At 72.6% G+C, this 15,074-nt stretch carries 16 protein-coding genes; 8 read left to right on the forward strand and 8 right to left on the reverse strand.

Annotated features, from left to right (window positions below; translation table 11 throughout):
• Positions 1 to 111: 111 nt before the first annotated feature.
• The 3 genes from K4G22_RS04150 to K4G22_RS04160 form a co-directional block, all read right to left on the reverse strand.
• Complete coding sequence (locus K4G22_RS04150) at positions 112 to 1,512, reverse strand: hypothetical protein (protein WP_228078296.1); 1,401 nt, start codon at positions 1,510 to 1,512, stop codon at positions 112 to 114.
• Positions 1,513 to 1,612: 100 nt separating this feature from the next.
• The gene (locus tag K4G22_RS04155) at positions 1,613 to 2,746 is read right to left on the reverse strand and encodes an alpha/beta hydrolase (RefSeq protein WP_228078297.1); all 1,134 of its coding nucleotides are present in this window, start codon (positions 2,744 to 2,746) and stop codon (positions 1,613 to 1,615) included.
• 74 nt (positions 2,747 to 2,820) lie between these two features.
• Positions 2,821 to 3,594, reverse strand: coding sequence for a class II aldolase/adducin family protein (locus tag K4G22_RS04160; protein ID WP_425336598.1), 774 nt, complete (start codon positions 3,592 to 3,594; stop codon positions 2,821 to 2,823).
• A 69-nt stretch (positions 3,595 to 3,663) separates the two neighbouring features.
• On the opposite strand from K4G22_RS04160, the gene K4G22_RS04165 reads away from it, so the two are divergent.
• Entirely contained in the window at positions 3,664 to 5,001 is a 1,338-nt protein-coding gene (locus K4G22_RS04165; RefSeq protein WP_228078299.1) for an inorganic phosphate transporter, read from the forward strand.
• A gap of 48 nt (positions 5,002 to 5,049) precedes the next feature.
• Complete coding sequence (locus K4G22_RS04170; RefSeq protein ID WP_228078300.1) at positions 5,050 to 5,244, forward strand: hypothetical protein; 195 nt, start codon at positions 5,050 to 5,052, stop codon at positions 5,242 to 5,244.
• 112 nt (positions 5,245 to 5,356) lie between these two features.
• On the opposite strand, the gene K4G22_RS04175 is transcribed toward K4G22_RS04170, so the two are convergent.
• Positions 5,357 to 6,292: an SCO1860 family LAETG-anchored protein gene (locus K4G22_RS04175; RefSeq protein WP_228078301.1), complete on the reverse strand. Its 936-nt coding sequence runs from the start codon at positions 6,290 to 6,292 to the stop codon at positions 5,357 to 5,359.
• Positions 6,293 to 6,485: 193 nt separating this feature from the next.
• Entirely contained in the window at positions 6,486 to 7,595 is a 1,110-nt protein-coding gene (locus K4G22_RS04180; protein WP_228078302.1) for an amidohydrolase family protein, read from the reverse strand.
• 204 nt (positions 7,596 to 7,799) lie between these two features.
• Here K4G22_RS04180 and K4G22_RS04185 point away from each other — a divergent pair, with 204 nt between their 5' ends.
• The 6 genes from K4G22_RS04185 (at position 7,800) to thpD (ending at position 12,838) form a co-directional block, all read left to right on the forward strand.
• Positions 7,800 to 8,378, forward strand: a complete 579-nt coding sequence (locus K4G22_RS04185; protein ID WP_228078303.1) for a SigE family RNA polymerase sigma factor — start codon at positions 7,800 to 7,802, stop codon at positions 8,376 to 8,378.
• Positions 8,379 to 8,457: 79 nt separating this feature from the next.
• A complete protein-coding gene (locus tag K4G22_RS04190; RefSeq protein WP_228078304.1) occupies positions 8,458 to 9,096 on the forward strand; it encodes a hypothetical protein in 639 nt (212 codons plus the stop codon).
• Positions 9,097 to 9,515: 419 nt separating this feature from the next.
• A complete protein-coding gene (gene ectA / locus K4G22_RS04195; RefSeq protein WP_228078305.1) occupies positions 9,516 to 10,112 on the forward strand; it encodes a diaminobutyrate acetyltransferase in 597 nt (198 codons plus the stop codon).
• Positions 10,113 to 10,149: 37 nt separating this feature from the next.
• Positions 10,150 to 11,418, forward strand: a complete 1,269-nt coding sequence (gene ectB / locus K4G22_RS04200) for a diaminobutyrate--2-oxoglutarate transaminase (protein ID WP_228078306.1) — start codon at positions 10,150 to 10,152, stop codon at positions 11,416 to 11,418.
• 105 nt (positions 11,419 to 11,523) lie between these two features.
• Positions 11,524 to 11,919, forward strand: a complete 396-nt coding sequence (locus tag K4G22_RS04205) for an ectoine synthase (protein ID WP_228083942.1) — start codon at positions 11,524 to 11,526, stop codon at positions 11,917 to 11,919.
• A 19-nt stretch (positions 11,920 to 11,938) separates the two neighbouring features.
• A complete protein-coding gene (thpD, locus tag K4G22_RS04210) occupies positions 11,939 to 12,838 on the forward strand; it encodes an ectoine hydroxylase (RefSeq protein ID WP_228078307.1) in 900 nt (299 codons plus the stop codon).
• A gap of 120 nt (positions 12,839 to 12,958) precedes the next feature.
• On the opposite strand, the gene K4G22_RS31605 is transcribed toward thpD, so the two are convergent.
• The 3 genes from K4G22_RS31605 to K4G22_RS04220 are packed head-to-tail and all read right to left on the reverse strand — an operon-like array spanning position 12,959 to position 15,074.
• The gene (locus tag K4G22_RS31605) at positions 12,959 to 13,447 is read right to left on the reverse strand and encodes a deaminase (RefSeq protein ID WP_265590211.1); all 489 of its coding nucleotides are present in this window, start codon (positions 13,445 to 13,447) and stop codon (positions 12,959 to 12,961) included.
• A 2-nt stretch (positions 13,448 to 13,449) separates the two neighbouring features.
• Positions 13,450 to 14,169, reverse strand: coding sequence for a RibD family protein (locus tag K4G22_RS31610; protein ID WP_265590212.1), 720 nt, complete (start codon positions 14,167 to 14,169; stop codon positions 13,450 to 13,452).
• 5 nt (positions 14,170 to 14,174) lie between these two features.
• Positions 14,175 to 15,074 (reverse strand): STM4011 family radical SAM protein, encoded by a 900-nt coding sequence (locus K4G22_RS04220; RefSeq protein WP_228078308.1) that lies wholly within the window; start codon positions 15,072 to 15,074, stop codon positions 14,175 to 14,177.

A 15,074-nucleotide genomic window follows, 5' to 3' on the forward strand; every position in this document is an offset into this window, starting at 1 on the left:
ACGCCCGCTAATGCACGAGGAACAGAATGTCCATGCGGGCCATTCTAGCCGCGCGCGGCAACGGGTTTTCGTCCGGCCGAGCGGCCGGGCACAGCGTCAGGACCGCCGCCGTCACGCCCCTCCCGTGTGCACCTGGAACGCGGCGCGCCGCACCCGTTTCGCGACGGTCTGGTCCGGGTGGACCGCCGAGAGCGCCAGCAGCACCTGCACCGTGCGGGGATGGCCACAGGTTCGGATCTCGTCCACCAGTTCGGCGACGGTCGGCTGTGGAGCGGTGTCCAGATGGTCGAGCAACAGCCGTTCGGCGCCGTGCTCCTGGGCCGCCGAGGCGGTGTCGACCCAGAGCCAGGTGGCCTCGGCGCGGGTGAGCACGCCGAGCGGCGACTCGGCGGCGTCCCTGGGATCGCCCCCCTCGTGGTCGGCGAGCCAGAGCAGCACGTAGGGACGGAGCACCGGCTCGTCGGCCACCGCGCGCACCGCGTCCAGCGCCGGGGCGCCGACCACCCGCAGCGCCTGGAAGGCGTGGCCCCTGATCAGCGCGTCCTCCCCCCGGGCCGCGGCGAGCAGCTCGTCGACGGCGGGCGCGGTGGGGCGCACGGCCAGCCAGGCGCGGTATTCGGCCCTGGCCGGTCCAGGCGTCAGGTTCGCGCAGCCGCGCAGCATGGCCACCGCGGACTGCTCGATGTTGCCCGCCGGGCTCTGCGCGGCGACGCAGATCTGTTCCAGCTTGGTCCACATCGCCCAGCTGCCCAGGTCGGTGAGCCGGGCGCGGGCCGGCCGGTCGCCCTTGGCGTGCAGGGTGAGCGCGCCGACGGCGGAGAGCGCGTCCAGCGCCCAGCCCAGCAGCCGCACCCGTTCCGCCGTGGTCTCCTGGTCCTCCTCCGGCACCGGCGTCTCGCCGGGGGTGCCGTCCGGGCGTTCGGAGCGCAGTTCGGCCACCCGGCGGCGCATCAGGTCGATCAGCCCGGCCGCGGTGACGGGCCCCTCGGAGAGCCGCATCACGGACAGCAGTTGGGGCATGGCCGCCACGATGTCGGTGACCAGGGACGGGTCCGCGTCCGAAGGGGCGGGCCTGGCCAGGCACCAGGCGTCGAAGAGCGCGACCCAGCCGCGCAGCGCAGCCGTGTCGTCGCGCTCCCAGGCGCGCAGCCGCCAGCCGGCGCGGACGGCGCCGGGGCGGCCGTCGACCTCGCCGTCGATCTCCAGCAGGCCAGCGAGGCGCGCGCGGCTCCAGTTCTCGCGGAGTTCGGCGGGGCTCATGCCGAGCTCCTCGGCCGCCGGGGCACCGGCCTGTTCGGGCGAGACGCCGGCGCCGCGCGCCCAGTGCGCCACCCGGACCGCGTCGGCCAGCAGGCCCCTCGCCCGGCGGGCCAGCTGGTCGGGTGGCAACACGCCTTTGGGCGGTCTGGGGTTACGTCTGCGCTCGGCCGTTCGGCGCTGAACCTGCGTTCGTTGCGCGGGAGTCTGCGGGACGAGTCGCAACCGGGGCTCACGCGGAGTTCGGGACGTCACCCGAGCAGTTTCACCGCTCGGACCGTCAAAGCCCAAACCCCGCGTACAGCGGCCTAGATGAGGGGGGCGCCCGAGGGGCGCGCGCGGCGGTGGTGGTGGCTCACATCAGGGGCGTGAGGAAACGCCGCAGCGCCTCCTGGTAGCCGTCCGGATCGGCGTTCCACATCGCGGCGTGCTGCGCCTGGGCGACGGTGTGGAGGACGACGTTCCGCTCGTGCCGACCGGCGAGTTCGCGGGAGGCGGCGAACGGCGCGATGGTGTCGTCGGGACCGTGCACCAGCAACATCGGCGGCGGTGTGCCCCGTTCGCCGGGCGGTGGCACCGGCGGCGGGCCGGCCGGGGCGCCGCGCTGGGCCGCGGCCACGGCCCAGGGCCTGAGCACGGCCGGCACGCCGCGCCGCACGGCCATGGCGCGCAGCGTGGCGGTGGGCCACAGCACCGGGGAGTCCAGCACAAGACCGGCGACACGCTGGTGCAGCGGCGAGTGGGTGGCGGTGTGCAGCGCCATGGTCGCGCCGGTGGACCAGCCGTAGAGCACCACCCGGCGCGCGCCGGCGCGCACGGCGAAGCGCAGCGCGGCCTCGGCGTCGCGCCACTCCCCCGCGCCGAGCCGGTACGCCCGTTCCGCGCGCCGGGGTGCGCCGGGATCGCCCCGGTAGCCGGGCAGCAGCACGGGGAAGCGGAGCTCCTGGAGGAAGGGCAGCACGTTCAACGGCAGTTCGCGGGTGGCGCCCAGGCCGTGCAGCGCGATGACCCAGGTGTCGCGGGGGCCCGGCACCAGCCAGGCCGGCAGCCGGACGGAGCCGTGCGGCAGTTCGACGTCGGTGTACTCGATGCCGAGCGCGGAGCGCGGGGTGCCGGTGTGCAGCTGCGGGGTGAGCCCCACGGAGCTGCCGGGCGGGAGCCGGCCGGGACCGACGCTGATCAGCTGCCGCACCACGGTGTCGGGGGTGCTGGCCACATCCAGCGGTGGTCCGATCACCGCGCTGCCCGAGCGGCCGGTGAGCCGGTAGGTGCCGGGCCGCAGCGCGTGGGCGGACCGGGTGAGGGTGAGGGTGTCGGCGGTGCTGGCGTGCACCGCGAACCGGATGCCGGCGAAGCCGGCCGGCCGGCCGCCCCTGGCCGCGCCCAGCGCCGTGCCGCTGGCCCAACGGCCCGCCAGGGCCGTGGCCAGGCCGGTACCGACCGCCAACACCGTGCTGGCGGCCACCGCCGCCGTGATCCGCCGCCGCATGGTCCCCAGCATGGGCGCGGAGACGGGCGACGGCCACCGCACCGCGCCGGAACGGGTGGGTCGCCCGGGAGGCGTCAGGTCCTGCCGGGGTTGCCGTAGTCGCGGAGGCGTTCGGCCACCTCGGCGAGTTGGTCCCGGGTGAGCAGGGTGGGCTCGCGCCCGGGTATGGCCGCAGCGGCCAGCCAGACCCGGCACATCCACTCCAGCTGCGCCGTGTGGTCCATCGCCTGCCGCAGGTCGCGTCCGTGGACCAGGGTGCCGTGGTTGCGCAGCAGGCAGGCGCTGCGGTCGGCGAGCGCGGCCAGCGCCGCGTCCGCCAACTCGGGTGAGCCGTAGGTGGCGTAGTCGGCGACCCGGATCGGACCGCCCATGGCGGCGGCCATGTAGTGGATCAGCGGCACCTCGTCCACCAGCGTGGAGACCGCGGTGGCGTGGGTGGCGTGGGTGTGCACCACGGCGCGGGCCCCGGTCGAGCGGTAGACCGCGAGGTGCAGCGGCAGTTCGCTGGTGGGTTCGAGGGCGCCGGCCAGCCGGCGGCCGTGGAGGTCGACGGCCAGCAGATCGGCCGGGCGGAGCCGGTCGTAGGGCACCCCGCTGGGGGTGACGAGGATCGCGTCCCCGACGCGGACCGAGAGGTTGCCCGAGGTGCCGACGACCAGGCCGTCGGCCACCGTCTGCCGTGCGGCGGCCACCAACGCGCGCCAGGCGGCGCGCCAGGGGGCGGGGTGCCGGGCGGCGCCGGCCGGGAGAGCCGCCCGGGAACCTGCCCGACGGCCTGTGCGGAGACGTGTCCGACGACCTGTCCAAAAAAGGAGCGAAGCAACAGCGTTACGCCGCCGTTCATTCATCTTCCGTTCACCTATTCACCCTACGTTAACGGCGCTTGATCCCCACCCCGCCGAACGATTGTCCGGTACATGGAACACTTCACGCTGTTGATCGCGATCGTGATCGTCACGGCTTTGGCGTTCGACTTCACCAACGGCTTCCACGACACGGCCAACGCGATGGCCACCACCATCTCGACCGGGGCGATGAAACCCAAGCCCGCGGTGGCGATGTCGGCGATACTCAACCTCGTCGGCGCCTTTCTCTCCGTCGAGGTGGCCAGAACCATCTCCGGCGGCATCATCGACGAGGAGGCGGGCATCAAGCCCGAAGTGATCTTCGCCGGACTGGTCGGCGCCATCCTGTGGAACCTGCTCACCTGGCTCGCCGGCCTCCCCTCCAGCTCGTCCCACGCGCTCTTCGGCGGCCTGATCGGGGCCACCGCCGCCTCGGTCGGCTTCGGCGGGATCAACGGGGACGCGGTGATCACCAAGGTGGTCATACCCGCGGTGGCCGCTCCGCTGGTGGCCGGCTTCGCGGCGGTGCTGGCGACCAAGCTGACGTATCGGATCACCAGAGGCACCGACGAGAAGTCCATGTCCAAGGGGTACAGGACCGGACAGATCGCGTCCGCGGCCCTGGTCTCGCTGGCACACGGCACCAACGACGCGCAGAAGACCATGGGCGTGATGACCCTGGCGCTGATCGCGGGCGGTTCGCTGGCCCCCAACTCCGACCCGCCGCTGTGGGTGATCACCTCGGCCGGCGTGGCGATCGCGCTCGGCACCTACCTGGGCGGCTGGCGGATCATCCGCACCATGGGCAAGGGCCTCACCGACATCAGGCCGCCCCAGGGCTTCGCCGCCCAGACCAGCGCCGCGACCACCATCCTGGCCTCCTCCCACATGGGCTTCGCGCTCTCCACCACCCAGGTCTGCTCGGGCGCCGTGACCGGCTCGGGGCTCGGCCGGCGCGGCGGTGTGGTGCGCTGGAACACGGTCTCCCGGATGGTGGCCGCCTGGCTGCTGACGCTGCCGGCCGCCGCCCTGGTCGGCGCGCTGGGCGCGGTGATCGCCGAGCGCGGCGACTGGGGCGTGGCCGTGGTGGCGGTGCTCCTGGTGGCGTCGAGCGCGCTGATCTGGATGCTGTCGCGCCGCAAGCCCGTCGACCACTCCAATGTGAACGACGACGGCGCCCCCGCCTCCGACGCCGATCGGGTGAACGACGTGAACGACGTGAACGACACCGATGTGTCGAACGAGGTGAACGGCTCGGCGTCCGGAGCGAACGGGGAGCCGGAGCCGGTGATCATCTCCGTCCGCGCCCCGGCGCCCGGCGCCCCGGCCGATGACGATCCGCCGGCCGAACCCTCGGCGACGGCCGCTCCGGCGCCCGCCCCCGACCGGTCCACGCCGACCGTCTCCTAGCCGAAGCGCGCGGAGGAACCCGAGGAACCGAGGAATCTGAGGAACCCAATGAACATCGAATGGGATGTGCTGGGCCAGGTCATTCTGGTGTCGGTGCTGCTGACCCTGGCGTTGGTCGGCCTGTTCTCGCTGGGCATCCGGGCGAGCAGCGCCGGCACGCGCTCCTCCCGGCCGGCCGGCTACCTGTCCTTCGCGCTCTGCGCCGCCGCCGTCGGCTACGGCATCTGGATCATCGCCGTCTGACCACGGCCGCCCCGGCACCGACAGCATCGGCCCCGGACCCGCCCAGCGCGGGTCCGGGGCCGATGGTTCAGGGGCCCGGTGGTTCAGGGGGCGGCGGCCCCGTGAGGGCCCGTCAGACGTTCCGGCCGGCGGCCATCCGGCGGCGGGCGATCAGCACGGTGCCGACGCCCAGGCCCAGCAGCACGGCCGCGCCGCCGATCACATAGGGCGTCTGGGAGCCGCCGCCGGTCTCGGCCAGATCGGTGGCGGGCTCGTCCCGCTCGTCCCAGCTCTGCGGCTCGGGGCCCTCGGGCTCCGGCTCCTCGGCGGTCTCCTCGGCCGCCGGGGTCACACAGGCCGCCTCGGCCAGCGTCACCTGCCCGGAGACGGTGGCCACGTTGAGGTCGAGCGGGTTGACCTCGACGCTCAGATCCAGGGCGGTGGCCGCCGCCGAGGTGGCGTCCGTGTCGCGCTGCGAGAGGCTGAGGGTGACCTGGCCGACGCCGGGCACGTCGACCTCGGTGGTCCCCTCGGACGCCAGGGTCACGTCCCGGCCCAGAACGCTGACGACCGCCGGCATGGTGGTCTCCGCGACCGGCTCCTCGCCCACGGCGCAGTGCGCCCTGGCGCTGACCACGTCCACTTCGAGCAGCGGGAGGGCGCTCAGGCCCGGGAGTTGGACGGCGGCGTTGGTGAGGGAGGACTCGGCGTGCGCCGCCGTGTCCGCGACCTCGGCGGTCGAGCTGGCGACGTCGGCGCGCAGCACCTCGAACGGCTGGCCGCCGTCGACGCCGTCGAGGGTGGCGGTGAGCAGCGTCTCGTCGGCGCTCTCGCCGTCGGCGGTCGCGTCGACCTCGTTGAGCACCACGGAGAGCGGCAGGGAGACGCCTCCGTTCAACAGCGAGACATCCAGCGCCGTGCGCAGCACGGTGGCGCTCGCCGAGCCCGATCGCTCCTGGTCGGCGCCGTCGTCGGCGCTGGCAGGGACGGTGCCGGCGGCGGCCAGCAGGGCGCTGCCGGCGATCGCCAGGGCAGCGGAGACGGGCCGCCGGAAGGCAGAGTTGTACACGGGTGAGAACCCCCACGAGATGGTGAACGCCGCCGCCGTGCGGAAGGGACATCGGCACGGCGGCGACCGGGACGACGCCATCTTTGGTGCTGAAACGGGTGCCCGGGGGTGATCCCGTCTTCCTTCACCCATACGGGGGAGGCGGGCCCGCACAGGCGTTCAGCGCACGGACAGCCAGCCGGGCGCTGGCGCCTCAGGCCACCGGGCGTCCACGCAGCAACACCACGCGAGGGCGGGCGAGTTCGGTGAGGTCGGCGCGTGGGTCGGCGGCGTAGACGACCAGGTCGGCGGGGGCGCCCTCGGTCAGCCCAGGGCGGCCGAGCCACTCCCTGGCCGCCCAGGTGGCGGCCGAGAGCGCGGCGGACGGCGGGAGGCCGGCCCGGGTCAACTCGACCACCTCGCGGGCGATCAGCCCGTGCGGCAGCGAGCCGCCGGCGTCCGTGCCGGCGAAGACCGGGATGCCCGCGTCCCAGGCGGCGCCGACCGTGGCGTGGCGGCGCTCGTGCAGCCGGCGCATGTGCGCGGCCCAGTCCGGATAGCGCCGCTCCCCGCCGTCGGCGAGGGCCGGAAAGGTGTCGATGTTGACGAGCGTCGGCACGATGGCGACGCCGCGCTCGGCGAAGAGCGGGATGGTGTCCTCGGTGAGCCCGGTGGCGTGCTCGACGCAGTCGACGCCGGCCTCGACGAGATCGCGCAGCGAGTCCTCGGCGAAGCAGTGCGCGGTGACCCGCGCGCCCTCCCGGTGGGCGGCGGCGATGGCGGCGCGCAGCGCGTCGGCGGGCCAACAGGGCGCCAGATCGCCGCGTTCGCGGTCGATCCAGTCCCCGACCAGCTTCACCCAGCCGTCGCCGCGTCGGGCCTCCTGCCGGACGAGCGCGGGGAGTTGGTCGGGTTCGACCTCGTGCGCGTAGTTGCGGATGTAGCGGCGCGGGCGGGCGATGTGCCGGCCGGCCCTGATGATCCGGGGCAGATCGTCGCGGTCGTCGATCCAGCGGGTGTCGGCGGCCGAGCCCGCGTCGCGCAGCAGCAGGACGCCGGCGTCGCGTTCGGTGACGGCCTGCGCCTCGGAGGTCGCGTCGTCCACGGCGCCGGTGGGGCCGAGGCCGACATGGCAGTGGGCGTCCACCAGGCCGGGCAGCGCGTAGCCGCGCACGGTGGTCACCTCGCGCGTCGAGGCGGGCGGGCTGAGGCTGATCCGTCCGTCGATCACCCAGATCCCGTCCAGGACCTCGCCCTCGTCCAGCGCCGCTCCCCGGCCGGCCAGCACCCGGCCCGCCACATGGAACACCTGGCCTTCGGTCATGGTGGCAAACTCCCGCAGCCGGTCGGTTCGTGAGCCTCGGCAGCCTACCGATCGCCTGCTACGCTCCCAACCGCCGGGGCTGAACGTGGATACGAACATCGCACGACCTGTCGAACAGCGCTGAGGGACAGCACTGCGGAACCGCATGGCGAGACAGCGCTGCCGACAGCCACTTCAGGAGAGCCGCAACCCGAGGAGGCCGGCGTGGCCAGCCCCAGCGAAGACTTCCACGCCTTCTTCGAGCGCCACCATGCCGAACTGTCCCGACTGGCCTACCTGTTGCTGGGAGGCGACGGCGGCAGCGAGGGCGCGGACGATCTGGCCGCGGACGCGCTGCTGGCCATCTGGCACCGCTGGGACCGGGTCGCGGCGGCCGATCATCCGCTGGCCTACGCCCGGGGCGTGGTGGCCAATCTGGCCAGATCCCAGATCCGGTCGCGGGTGCGGGAACGACGGCGGGTGGCGCTGTTCTGGGCGCGCGCGGCGGAGACCGGCACCACCCAGGGACCCGACGTGCCGGCGGTGCTCGACGTGCGAGCGGCGCTGGCCAGGCTGCCCTACCGCAAGCGCGCCTGTGTGGTGCTGCGGCACGCCTTCGACCTCTCCGAGCGGGAGACCGCACGGGCCCTGGCCATCTCGGTCGGTACCGTGAAGAGTCAGACCTCGCGCGGGCTGGCCGAACTGCAACGGCTGCTGAGCGAGACCCAGGCCCGCACCGAGGGGGGCACCGGGGAGATGCTGCGCGCGCTGTCCAACGGCCCACCCGGGCGTCGCGGTTGGTGAACGAGGCCCGCCGGCGTCCGCACCCGGCCTCGACGCGGCGCGAGGACCGCGGAGAAGCCCGACCACGAAGAGGAATCCGATGGCCAACCGCCCCGACACCAGGGAGCTGCTGCGCGCCGCCTCCGTCGAGCACCGTCCCGACCGGGCGCGGATGCTGGCACGCGTGCAGCACGGGATGGCCGCCCACCCGGCGGACGAGCCGCCACGGCCGGCGCGCCGCCCCCGGCTGCGGGTGGCCGGCGCCGTGCTGGCGCTGGGGTGCGTGCTCGGCCTCGCGCTGTTGACGGCCGGCTGGCTGCGCGACGACGGGCGGGGCGCCGATCCGGCGGGCGCGGGAGAGCCGGCGCTCGCCTCGTCGGGCGAGGTGGACCCGGGCAGCAACCCCTACTGGTCGCAGAGCAATGTCACGGTGGAAACCAGCCAGGCACTGACCTCACTGACGGTGGAGCTGCGGGTGGTGGCCGACGAGGGGATGCGGCCCACCGGGGGGTGGCGCACCCTGCCGGGGAACGACTTCACGCTCTCCGCCGCCAACGAGGGCGGCGACCTGGTCTTCCGTTGGGAACTGCGGACCGGGGCCGAGGTGCCGCCGGGGCGGCACGTCTTCGCCGGGCAGTACGACCACGACGGCGGGCCGCGGGATCCGGAACTGGACCGCTACCGCGTGACGGGCGAGGGGCCGGCGGGACCCGTCACGGCGCGTGGTGGATTCAACTGATCGGAGCAGCACGGCTGGTGCTCGTCCACAGCGGGCCCGATAATCCTTTTCCCCTTCTCTCCGCGCACTCGCGCCACATACGTTCCGGAATCTTCGACGAGAATTCCGGGTGGCGTTTCCGAGGCTTTATCGGAGCGGGAACACAGGCCGCTTCTGCCCGCTTTTCCGATCCCTAAACCGCTTCATGCCGCAGTCGCAGCAACGTCACACCACCGGGTCAGTCGGGTCACATCGTCGTTACTAACATGTGACCAAGGTCATGGGTGTGCCCTTTTTGTCCGGTAACTAACGGACAAACTCCCGCTTTTCGCCGGCGCTCAGCGCGCAGGCCCCTGCGCGCGCGATAACACACCCCACCGGCCCCTGTTAAGCCCTCTCGGCGATGCAATTTCAACCCATGCTGGGTAAATTCGATTCGCATGACCCCCGCACAAGCAGACCATGCACGTGCCGTCGATAACGTGGAAATACCTGGAACAGTGGAAGTACCGGAAGGGCTTGGACTCGACACGCCGCGACTGTCCGACGGCGGATCCCTCTGGCGGATCGCGAAGGACTCCCGCGCACTTGACCTGAACTCTTCGTACAGTTACCTACTGTGGTGCCGCGACTACGCGAGCACCTCTATCGTGGCCAGAGACACGTCGGGCGAGCCGGTCGGTTTCATCACGGGATATCTCCGCCCCGACGCCCCGACGACCCTGCTGATCTGGCAGGTCGCCGTCGACCACGCGCAGCGGGGACGCGGCCTCGCCGCCGCGATGCTGAACGCCCTCGTCCACCGGACGGGCGAGGAGCTGGGGGTGACCACCATCGAAACCACCGTCACACCGGACAACACCGCCTCCAACCGGCTGTTCGCCGCCTTCGCCGCACGGCACGGCGCCGATGTGCGCCGTGAGGTGCTCTTCGACACCGAGGTGTTCCCCGAGAGCGGCCACCAGCCCGAAGTGCTGTACCGGATCGGCCCCGTGGCCCTTCCCGCCGTCCCCGAAGTCGCCGCCACCGCGCGCTGACCCGACGACCTCTCTTCGCGAAACCTGGAGATCCGCTGTGACCATCACCCAGCCCGACCTGAGCATCTTCGAGACCCTGGAGTCCGAGGTGCGCAGCTACTGCCGCAACTGGCCGACCATCTTCGACCGCTCGCGGGGCAGCTACCTCTACGACGAGGACGGCCACACCTACCTCGACTTCTTCATGGGCGCCGGCTCCCTCAACTACGGCCACAACAACCCCGTACTGAAACGCGCCCTGATCGACTACCTGGAGCGCGACGGGATCACCCACGGTCTGGACATGTCCACCACCGCCAAGCGGGCGTTCCTGGAGACCTTCCGCGATGTGGTGCTGGTGCCCAGGGACATGGACCACAAGGTGATGTTCCCCGGCCCGACCGGCGCCAACGCGGTGGAGGCCGCCCTCAAGCTGGCCCGCAAGGTCAAGGGCCGCGAGTCCATCGTCTCGTTCACCAACGGGTTCCACGGCATGTCGCTCGGCGCGCTGGCCGTCACCGGCAACGCGTTCAAGCGGGCCGGCGCCGGCATCCCGCTGGTGCACGGCACGCCGATGCCGTTCGACGACTACCTGGACGGCCGGACGCCCGACTTCATCTGGTTCGAGCGGCTGCTGGAGGACGCGGGCTCGGGGCTCAACCAGCCGGCCGCCGTGATCGTGGAGACGGTCCAGGGCGAGGGCGGCGTCAACGTGGCCAGGCCCGAGTGGCTGCGCGGCCTCGCCGACCTCTGCGAGCGCCACGACATGCTGCTGATCGTCGACGACATCCAGATGGGCTGCGGCCGGACCGGCGCGTTCTTCTCGTTCGAGGACTCCGGGATCACCCCGGACATCATCACGGTCTCCAAGTCCATCAGCGGCTACGGCCTGCCGCTCTCCCTCACGCTGTTCCGGCCCGAGCTGGACGTGTGGGAGCCGGGCGAGCACAACGGGACCTTCCGCGGCAACAACCCCGCCTTCGTCACCGCGTCGGCCACGCTCAACACCTACTGGGCGGACGGGCAGATGGAGAAGCAGACCCTGAGCCGGGGCGAGCAGATCGAGACGGCGCTGCGCGCGCTGACCGTCGAGCACGCCCACGCCGGCGCCAGCTACCGGGGCCGTGGCCTGGTCTGGGGTCTCTCCTTCGAGGAGGCCGACCGCGCCCGCCGGGTCTGCCAGCGCGCCTTCGAACTGGGCATGTTGGTCGAGACCTCGGGTCCGCAGAGCGAGGTCGTGAAGCTGCTCCCCGCGCTGACCGCCACGCCCGAGGAGCTGGACGAGGGGCTGCGGGTACTGACCCGGGCCGTCCGGGAGACCGACTGACACCCAGCCGAGCCACCCCTTCGGTCCGACAACAAAAGATGAGTTGGCAGAGCAGTAGACAGTGAAGTGCGCCTTGGCGTACGCATGGAGAGGAAACACACCGACGTGATCGTCCGATCGCTCAGCGACATCGAGGGAACCGACCGGGACGTGGAGTCAGCCTCCGGCACCTGGCGCAGCAAGCGCATCGTGCTCGCCAAGGAAGGCGTCGGCTTCTCGTTGCACGAGACCGTGCTCTACGCCGGTACCGAGACCTCGATGTGGTACGCCAACCACATCGAGGCGGTGTTCTGCGTCGAGGGTGAGGCCGAGCTCACCAACGACGAGACCGGTGAGAAGCATCTGATCAAGCCCGGAACGATGTACCTGCTGAACGGACACGAGAAGCACACCGTGCGTCCCAGGACGGACTTTCGCGTGATGTGCGTCTTCAATCCCCCGGTCACCGGGCGGGAGGACCACGACGAGAACGGCGTCTACCCGCTGCTGACCGAGGCGTGACCGAGAAGAAGGGAGCAAAATGACCACCGCACCCGAACGCACCGCCGACCTCTACCCCACCCGCGGCACCACCGAGGTGGCCACCCCCCGGCAGGACCCGGTGGTGTGGTCCGAGCCGGGCGCGGAGGGCCCGTTCACCGGCGAGCAGCTGGGGGGCTTCGAACGGGACGGCTTCGCCACCATCGATCAGTTGATCACCGACGACGAGGTCGCGCGCTACCGGTCCGAACTGGATCGGCTGGTCACCGACCCGCAGGTGCGCGCGGACGCGCGTTCCATCGTGGAACCGGCTTCCGGTGAGACCAGGTCGGTGTTCGAGGTGCACAAGATCAGCCAGGTCTTCGCCGAACTCGTCCGCGACCCACGGGTGGTGGGCCGCGCCCGACAGATCCTGGGCTCGGACGTCTATGTCCACCAGAGCCGGATCAACGTCAAGCCGGGCTTCGGCGCCACCGGGTTCTACTGGCACTCGGACTTCGAGACCTGGCACGCGGAGGACGGGCTGCCCCGGATGCGGACGGTCTCGGTCTCCATCGCGCTCACCGAGAACCTGGACACCAACGGCGGGTTGATGATCATGCCGGGTTCGCATCTGACGTTCCTGGGCTGCGCGGGTGAGACGCCCAGGGACAACTACAAGAAGTCCCTCCAGATGCAGGACGCGGGCACCCCATCGGACGAGGCGCTGACCGGTTTCGCCGATCGGCACGGCATCAGGCTGTTCACCGGCAGGGCCGGTTCGGCCACCTGGTTCGACTGCAACTGCATGCACGGCTCGGGCGACAACATCACCCCGTACCCGCGCAGCAACGTGTTCATCGTGTTCAACAGTGTGGAGAACGCGGCGGTCGAGCCGTTCGCCGCGCCCGTTCCCCGACCGGAGTTCATCGGCGCCAGGGACTTCACCCCCGTCCGCTGACCGCTGCCGGGCCCTGGCCGGGCGACCGCCACGGCGCCCCGGTGCGCCACCCGTCTCGGGTGCCGCACCGGGGCGTTCCGCGCTCCCGGGCGCGGTAGGGGCGCGTGGCGCCCGCTTCGCTCAGCCCCGGCCGTCCAGCAGTGCGCGGTTGATCTCCCGGGCAGGTGCGGCGAGTTCGGGGTGTTCGACGACGTGGACGCCGGCGGCGGTCAGCCGCGCCGCGCCCGCGCGTTCGACGAAGAGCGGTGGCTCGCGCCAGGCGTACACCACCTGGGGGATGCCGGCGGCGATGATCAGCTCGGCGCAGGTCGTGGGGCGGGAGGCGCGTTCCCCGCAGGGTTCGAGCGAGCTGTAGAGCGTGGCGGTGCGCAGCCTGGGATCGGCCGGGGGCAGCTTGCGCAGCGCGGCCTCCTCGGCGTGCTCCTTCGGATCGGCCTCCCGGGAGTACCCGGTGGCGAGCGGCTGCCCGTCGACGCCGACGATCACGGCGCCGACGGCGAAGGCGGTGGCGCTGGGCGGGCAGCGGCCGGCGAGCGCGATGGCCTCCCGCAGCCAGTGCGACCGTTCGCTCGCGCCGGGCTGTGCACGGCGTTCCGGGCGTTCCGGCATCGTCAGTCCCTTCCGTCCTGGGCATCCGGGAGGTAGCGCAACAGGACATGATCGCCCATGGGCCTGGCCTCGGCCAACCGCATCGGCCGCGCGGGGCCCTGGGGGAACGCGGCGGGCCTGGGGAAGCGGGCGGCGCCCGTGGTGCCCAGCAGGAACGGGGCGATGACCAGCTGGAGTTCGTCGACCAGATCGGCGGCCAGGAAGGCGCCGTGGATCGCGCCGCCGCCCTCCACCATGAGCCGGCGCACCCCGCGCCGCGCCAGATCGGCCACGATCTCGCGCGGGTGGAGCGGATCCCCCGCGGGGATCACCGTGGCCGCTTCGCCGAGGCGGGCCGCCGTGGCGGCGGCGCGGGCGGGCGGGCAGTACACCAGCGGGGGGCGCTCGCCCTCGGTGAAGATCCGGGCGGCGGGGTCGAGCCGGCCGCCGGTGGTGAGGACGACGCGGAGCGGGTCGGCCGGCCGGCCGGCGGCGACCCGCGCGGCGCGCCGTTCGGCGGCCCGCACCAGCAGCCGGGGGTTGTCGGCGCGCACGGTGCCGGCGCCGACCAGGATCGCGTCGGACGCGGCCCGTTCGGCGTCCACCCGGTCCAGATCGGCGGCGTGGGAGAGGATCAGCCGCCGGTCCGTGGCGTCGTCGATGAAGCCGTCGAGGGAGGCCGCGCAGGAGAGCAGCACCCAGGGCCGGGACGGTCCCGCCTCGCGCGGGTCAGGGCGTTCCATCGCACTCACGGTAGTCGCCGGATCGCGAGCGGGTCGGGGACGGGGGGCGGCGCGGCGCGGGCGGCGGGCGTGGGGACGCGTTCCAGCACCCCGCCGGCGAACGCGTCGTACAGCGGCAGGGTCTCCAGATGGACATAGCCGATGTGGCAGTCGCAGACGGCCAGCGGGCAGGCCCTGGGCGCGAGGGCGGCGCGGTAGGAGCCGTCGTAGAGGTTGCCGAGCTCGGCGGGGACGAAGTGGCAGCGGCGGACCGTGCCTTCGCCGTCCACGGAGATCACGGTGTCGCCGGTGCGGCAGGCGCGGCCGGCGGAGCGGTGCGGGTTGCGGCTGAACGGGAAGAGCGGATCGAGCGCCGTCCACGCGTCGGCCTCGTCGTCGGCGTAGCGGTGGCCCTCGGCCGCGTTCACCCAGAGGTAGACCGGCGGCGGCAGTTCGGCGCGCAACCGGCGTGCGGGGGCGAGGTGTTCGGGGAGGCCGACGACGCCGACGCTGAACCGGATGCCCAGCTCGGCCAGGCGGCGGGTCTTGGTGAGGAAGCGGTCGTAGGGCGTCTGTCCCGGGTGGTAGGTGCACCACAGGGCGAGGGTGTCGGGGTCGGCGTCGGCCAGCCAGTCGGTGCGGCAGCTGAGGTTGGTCTGGATGGCGACCCGCGCCACATGCGGCTGGTGCGAGAGGTCGACGAGGGCGCGGCGGTACCAGGATCGGGTCAGGCCCTCGCCCCAGGGGGTGAAGAGGAGCGAGAGGCGTTCCTCGGGCTCGGTGGCGACCCAGCTGGTGAACCGCTCCAGGGCGGCCCGGTCCGTGCGGAGCTGCTCGGCGCTGTCCCGCCGCTTGGCGAACGGGCAGTAGGGGCAGTCGAGATCGCAGGAGGCGAGCGGGCCCCGGTAGAGGATGGTCAGGTGCAC

This window comes from Streptomyces profundus (assembly GCF_020740535.1).
Classification (GTDB): domain Bacteria; phylum Actinomycetota; class Actinomycetes; order Streptomycetales; family Streptomycetaceae; genus Streptomyces; species Streptomyces profundus.

What these genes read in the sequence shown, in the direction of transcription:
- K4G22_RS04165 (WP_228078299.1), top strand. Translation starts at nt 3,664, where the DNA reads ATGGAACACTTCACGCTGTTGATCGCGATCGTGATCGTCACGGCTTTG.
- thpD (WP_228078307.1), top strand. Translation starts at nt 11,939, where the DNA reads ATGACCACCGCACCCGAACGCACCGCCGACCTCTACCCCACCCGCGGC.
- K4G22_RS04160 (WP_425336598.1), bottom strand. Translation starts at nt 3,594, where the DNA reads ATGAATGAACGGCGGCGTAACGCTGTTGCTTCGCTCCTTTTTTGGACA.
- K4G22_RS31610 (WP_265590212.1), bottom strand. Translation starts at nt 14,169, where the DNA reads ATGGAACGCCCTGACCCGCGCGAGGCGGGACCGTCCCGGCCCTGGGTG.
- K4G22_RS04190 (WP_228078304.1), top strand. Translation starts at nt 8,458, where the DNA reads ATGGCCAACCGCCCCGACACCAGGGAGCTGCTGCGCGCCGCCTCCGTC.
- ectA (WP_228078305.1), top strand. Translation starts at nt 9,516, where the DNA reads ATGACCCCCGCACAAGCAGACCATGCACGTGCCGTCGATAACGTGGAA.
- K4G22_RS31605 (WP_265590211.1), bottom strand. Translation starts at nt 13,447, where the DNA reads ATGCCGGAACGCCCGGAACGCCGTGCACAGCCCGGCGCGAGCGAACGG.
- K4G22_RS04155 (WP_228078297.1), bottom strand. Translation starts at nt 2,746, where the DNA reads ATGCGGCGGCGGATCACGGCGGCGGTGGCCGCCAGCACGGTGTTGGCG.
- K4G22_RS04170 (WP_228078300.1), top strand. Translation starts at nt 5,050, where the DNA reads ATGAACATCGAATGGGATGTGCTGGGCCAGGTCATTCTGGTGTCGGTG.
- K4G22_RS04180 (WP_228078302.1), bottom strand. Translation starts at nt 7,595, where the DNA reads ATGACCGAAGGCCAGGTGTTCCATGTGGCGGGCCGGGTGCTGGCCGGC.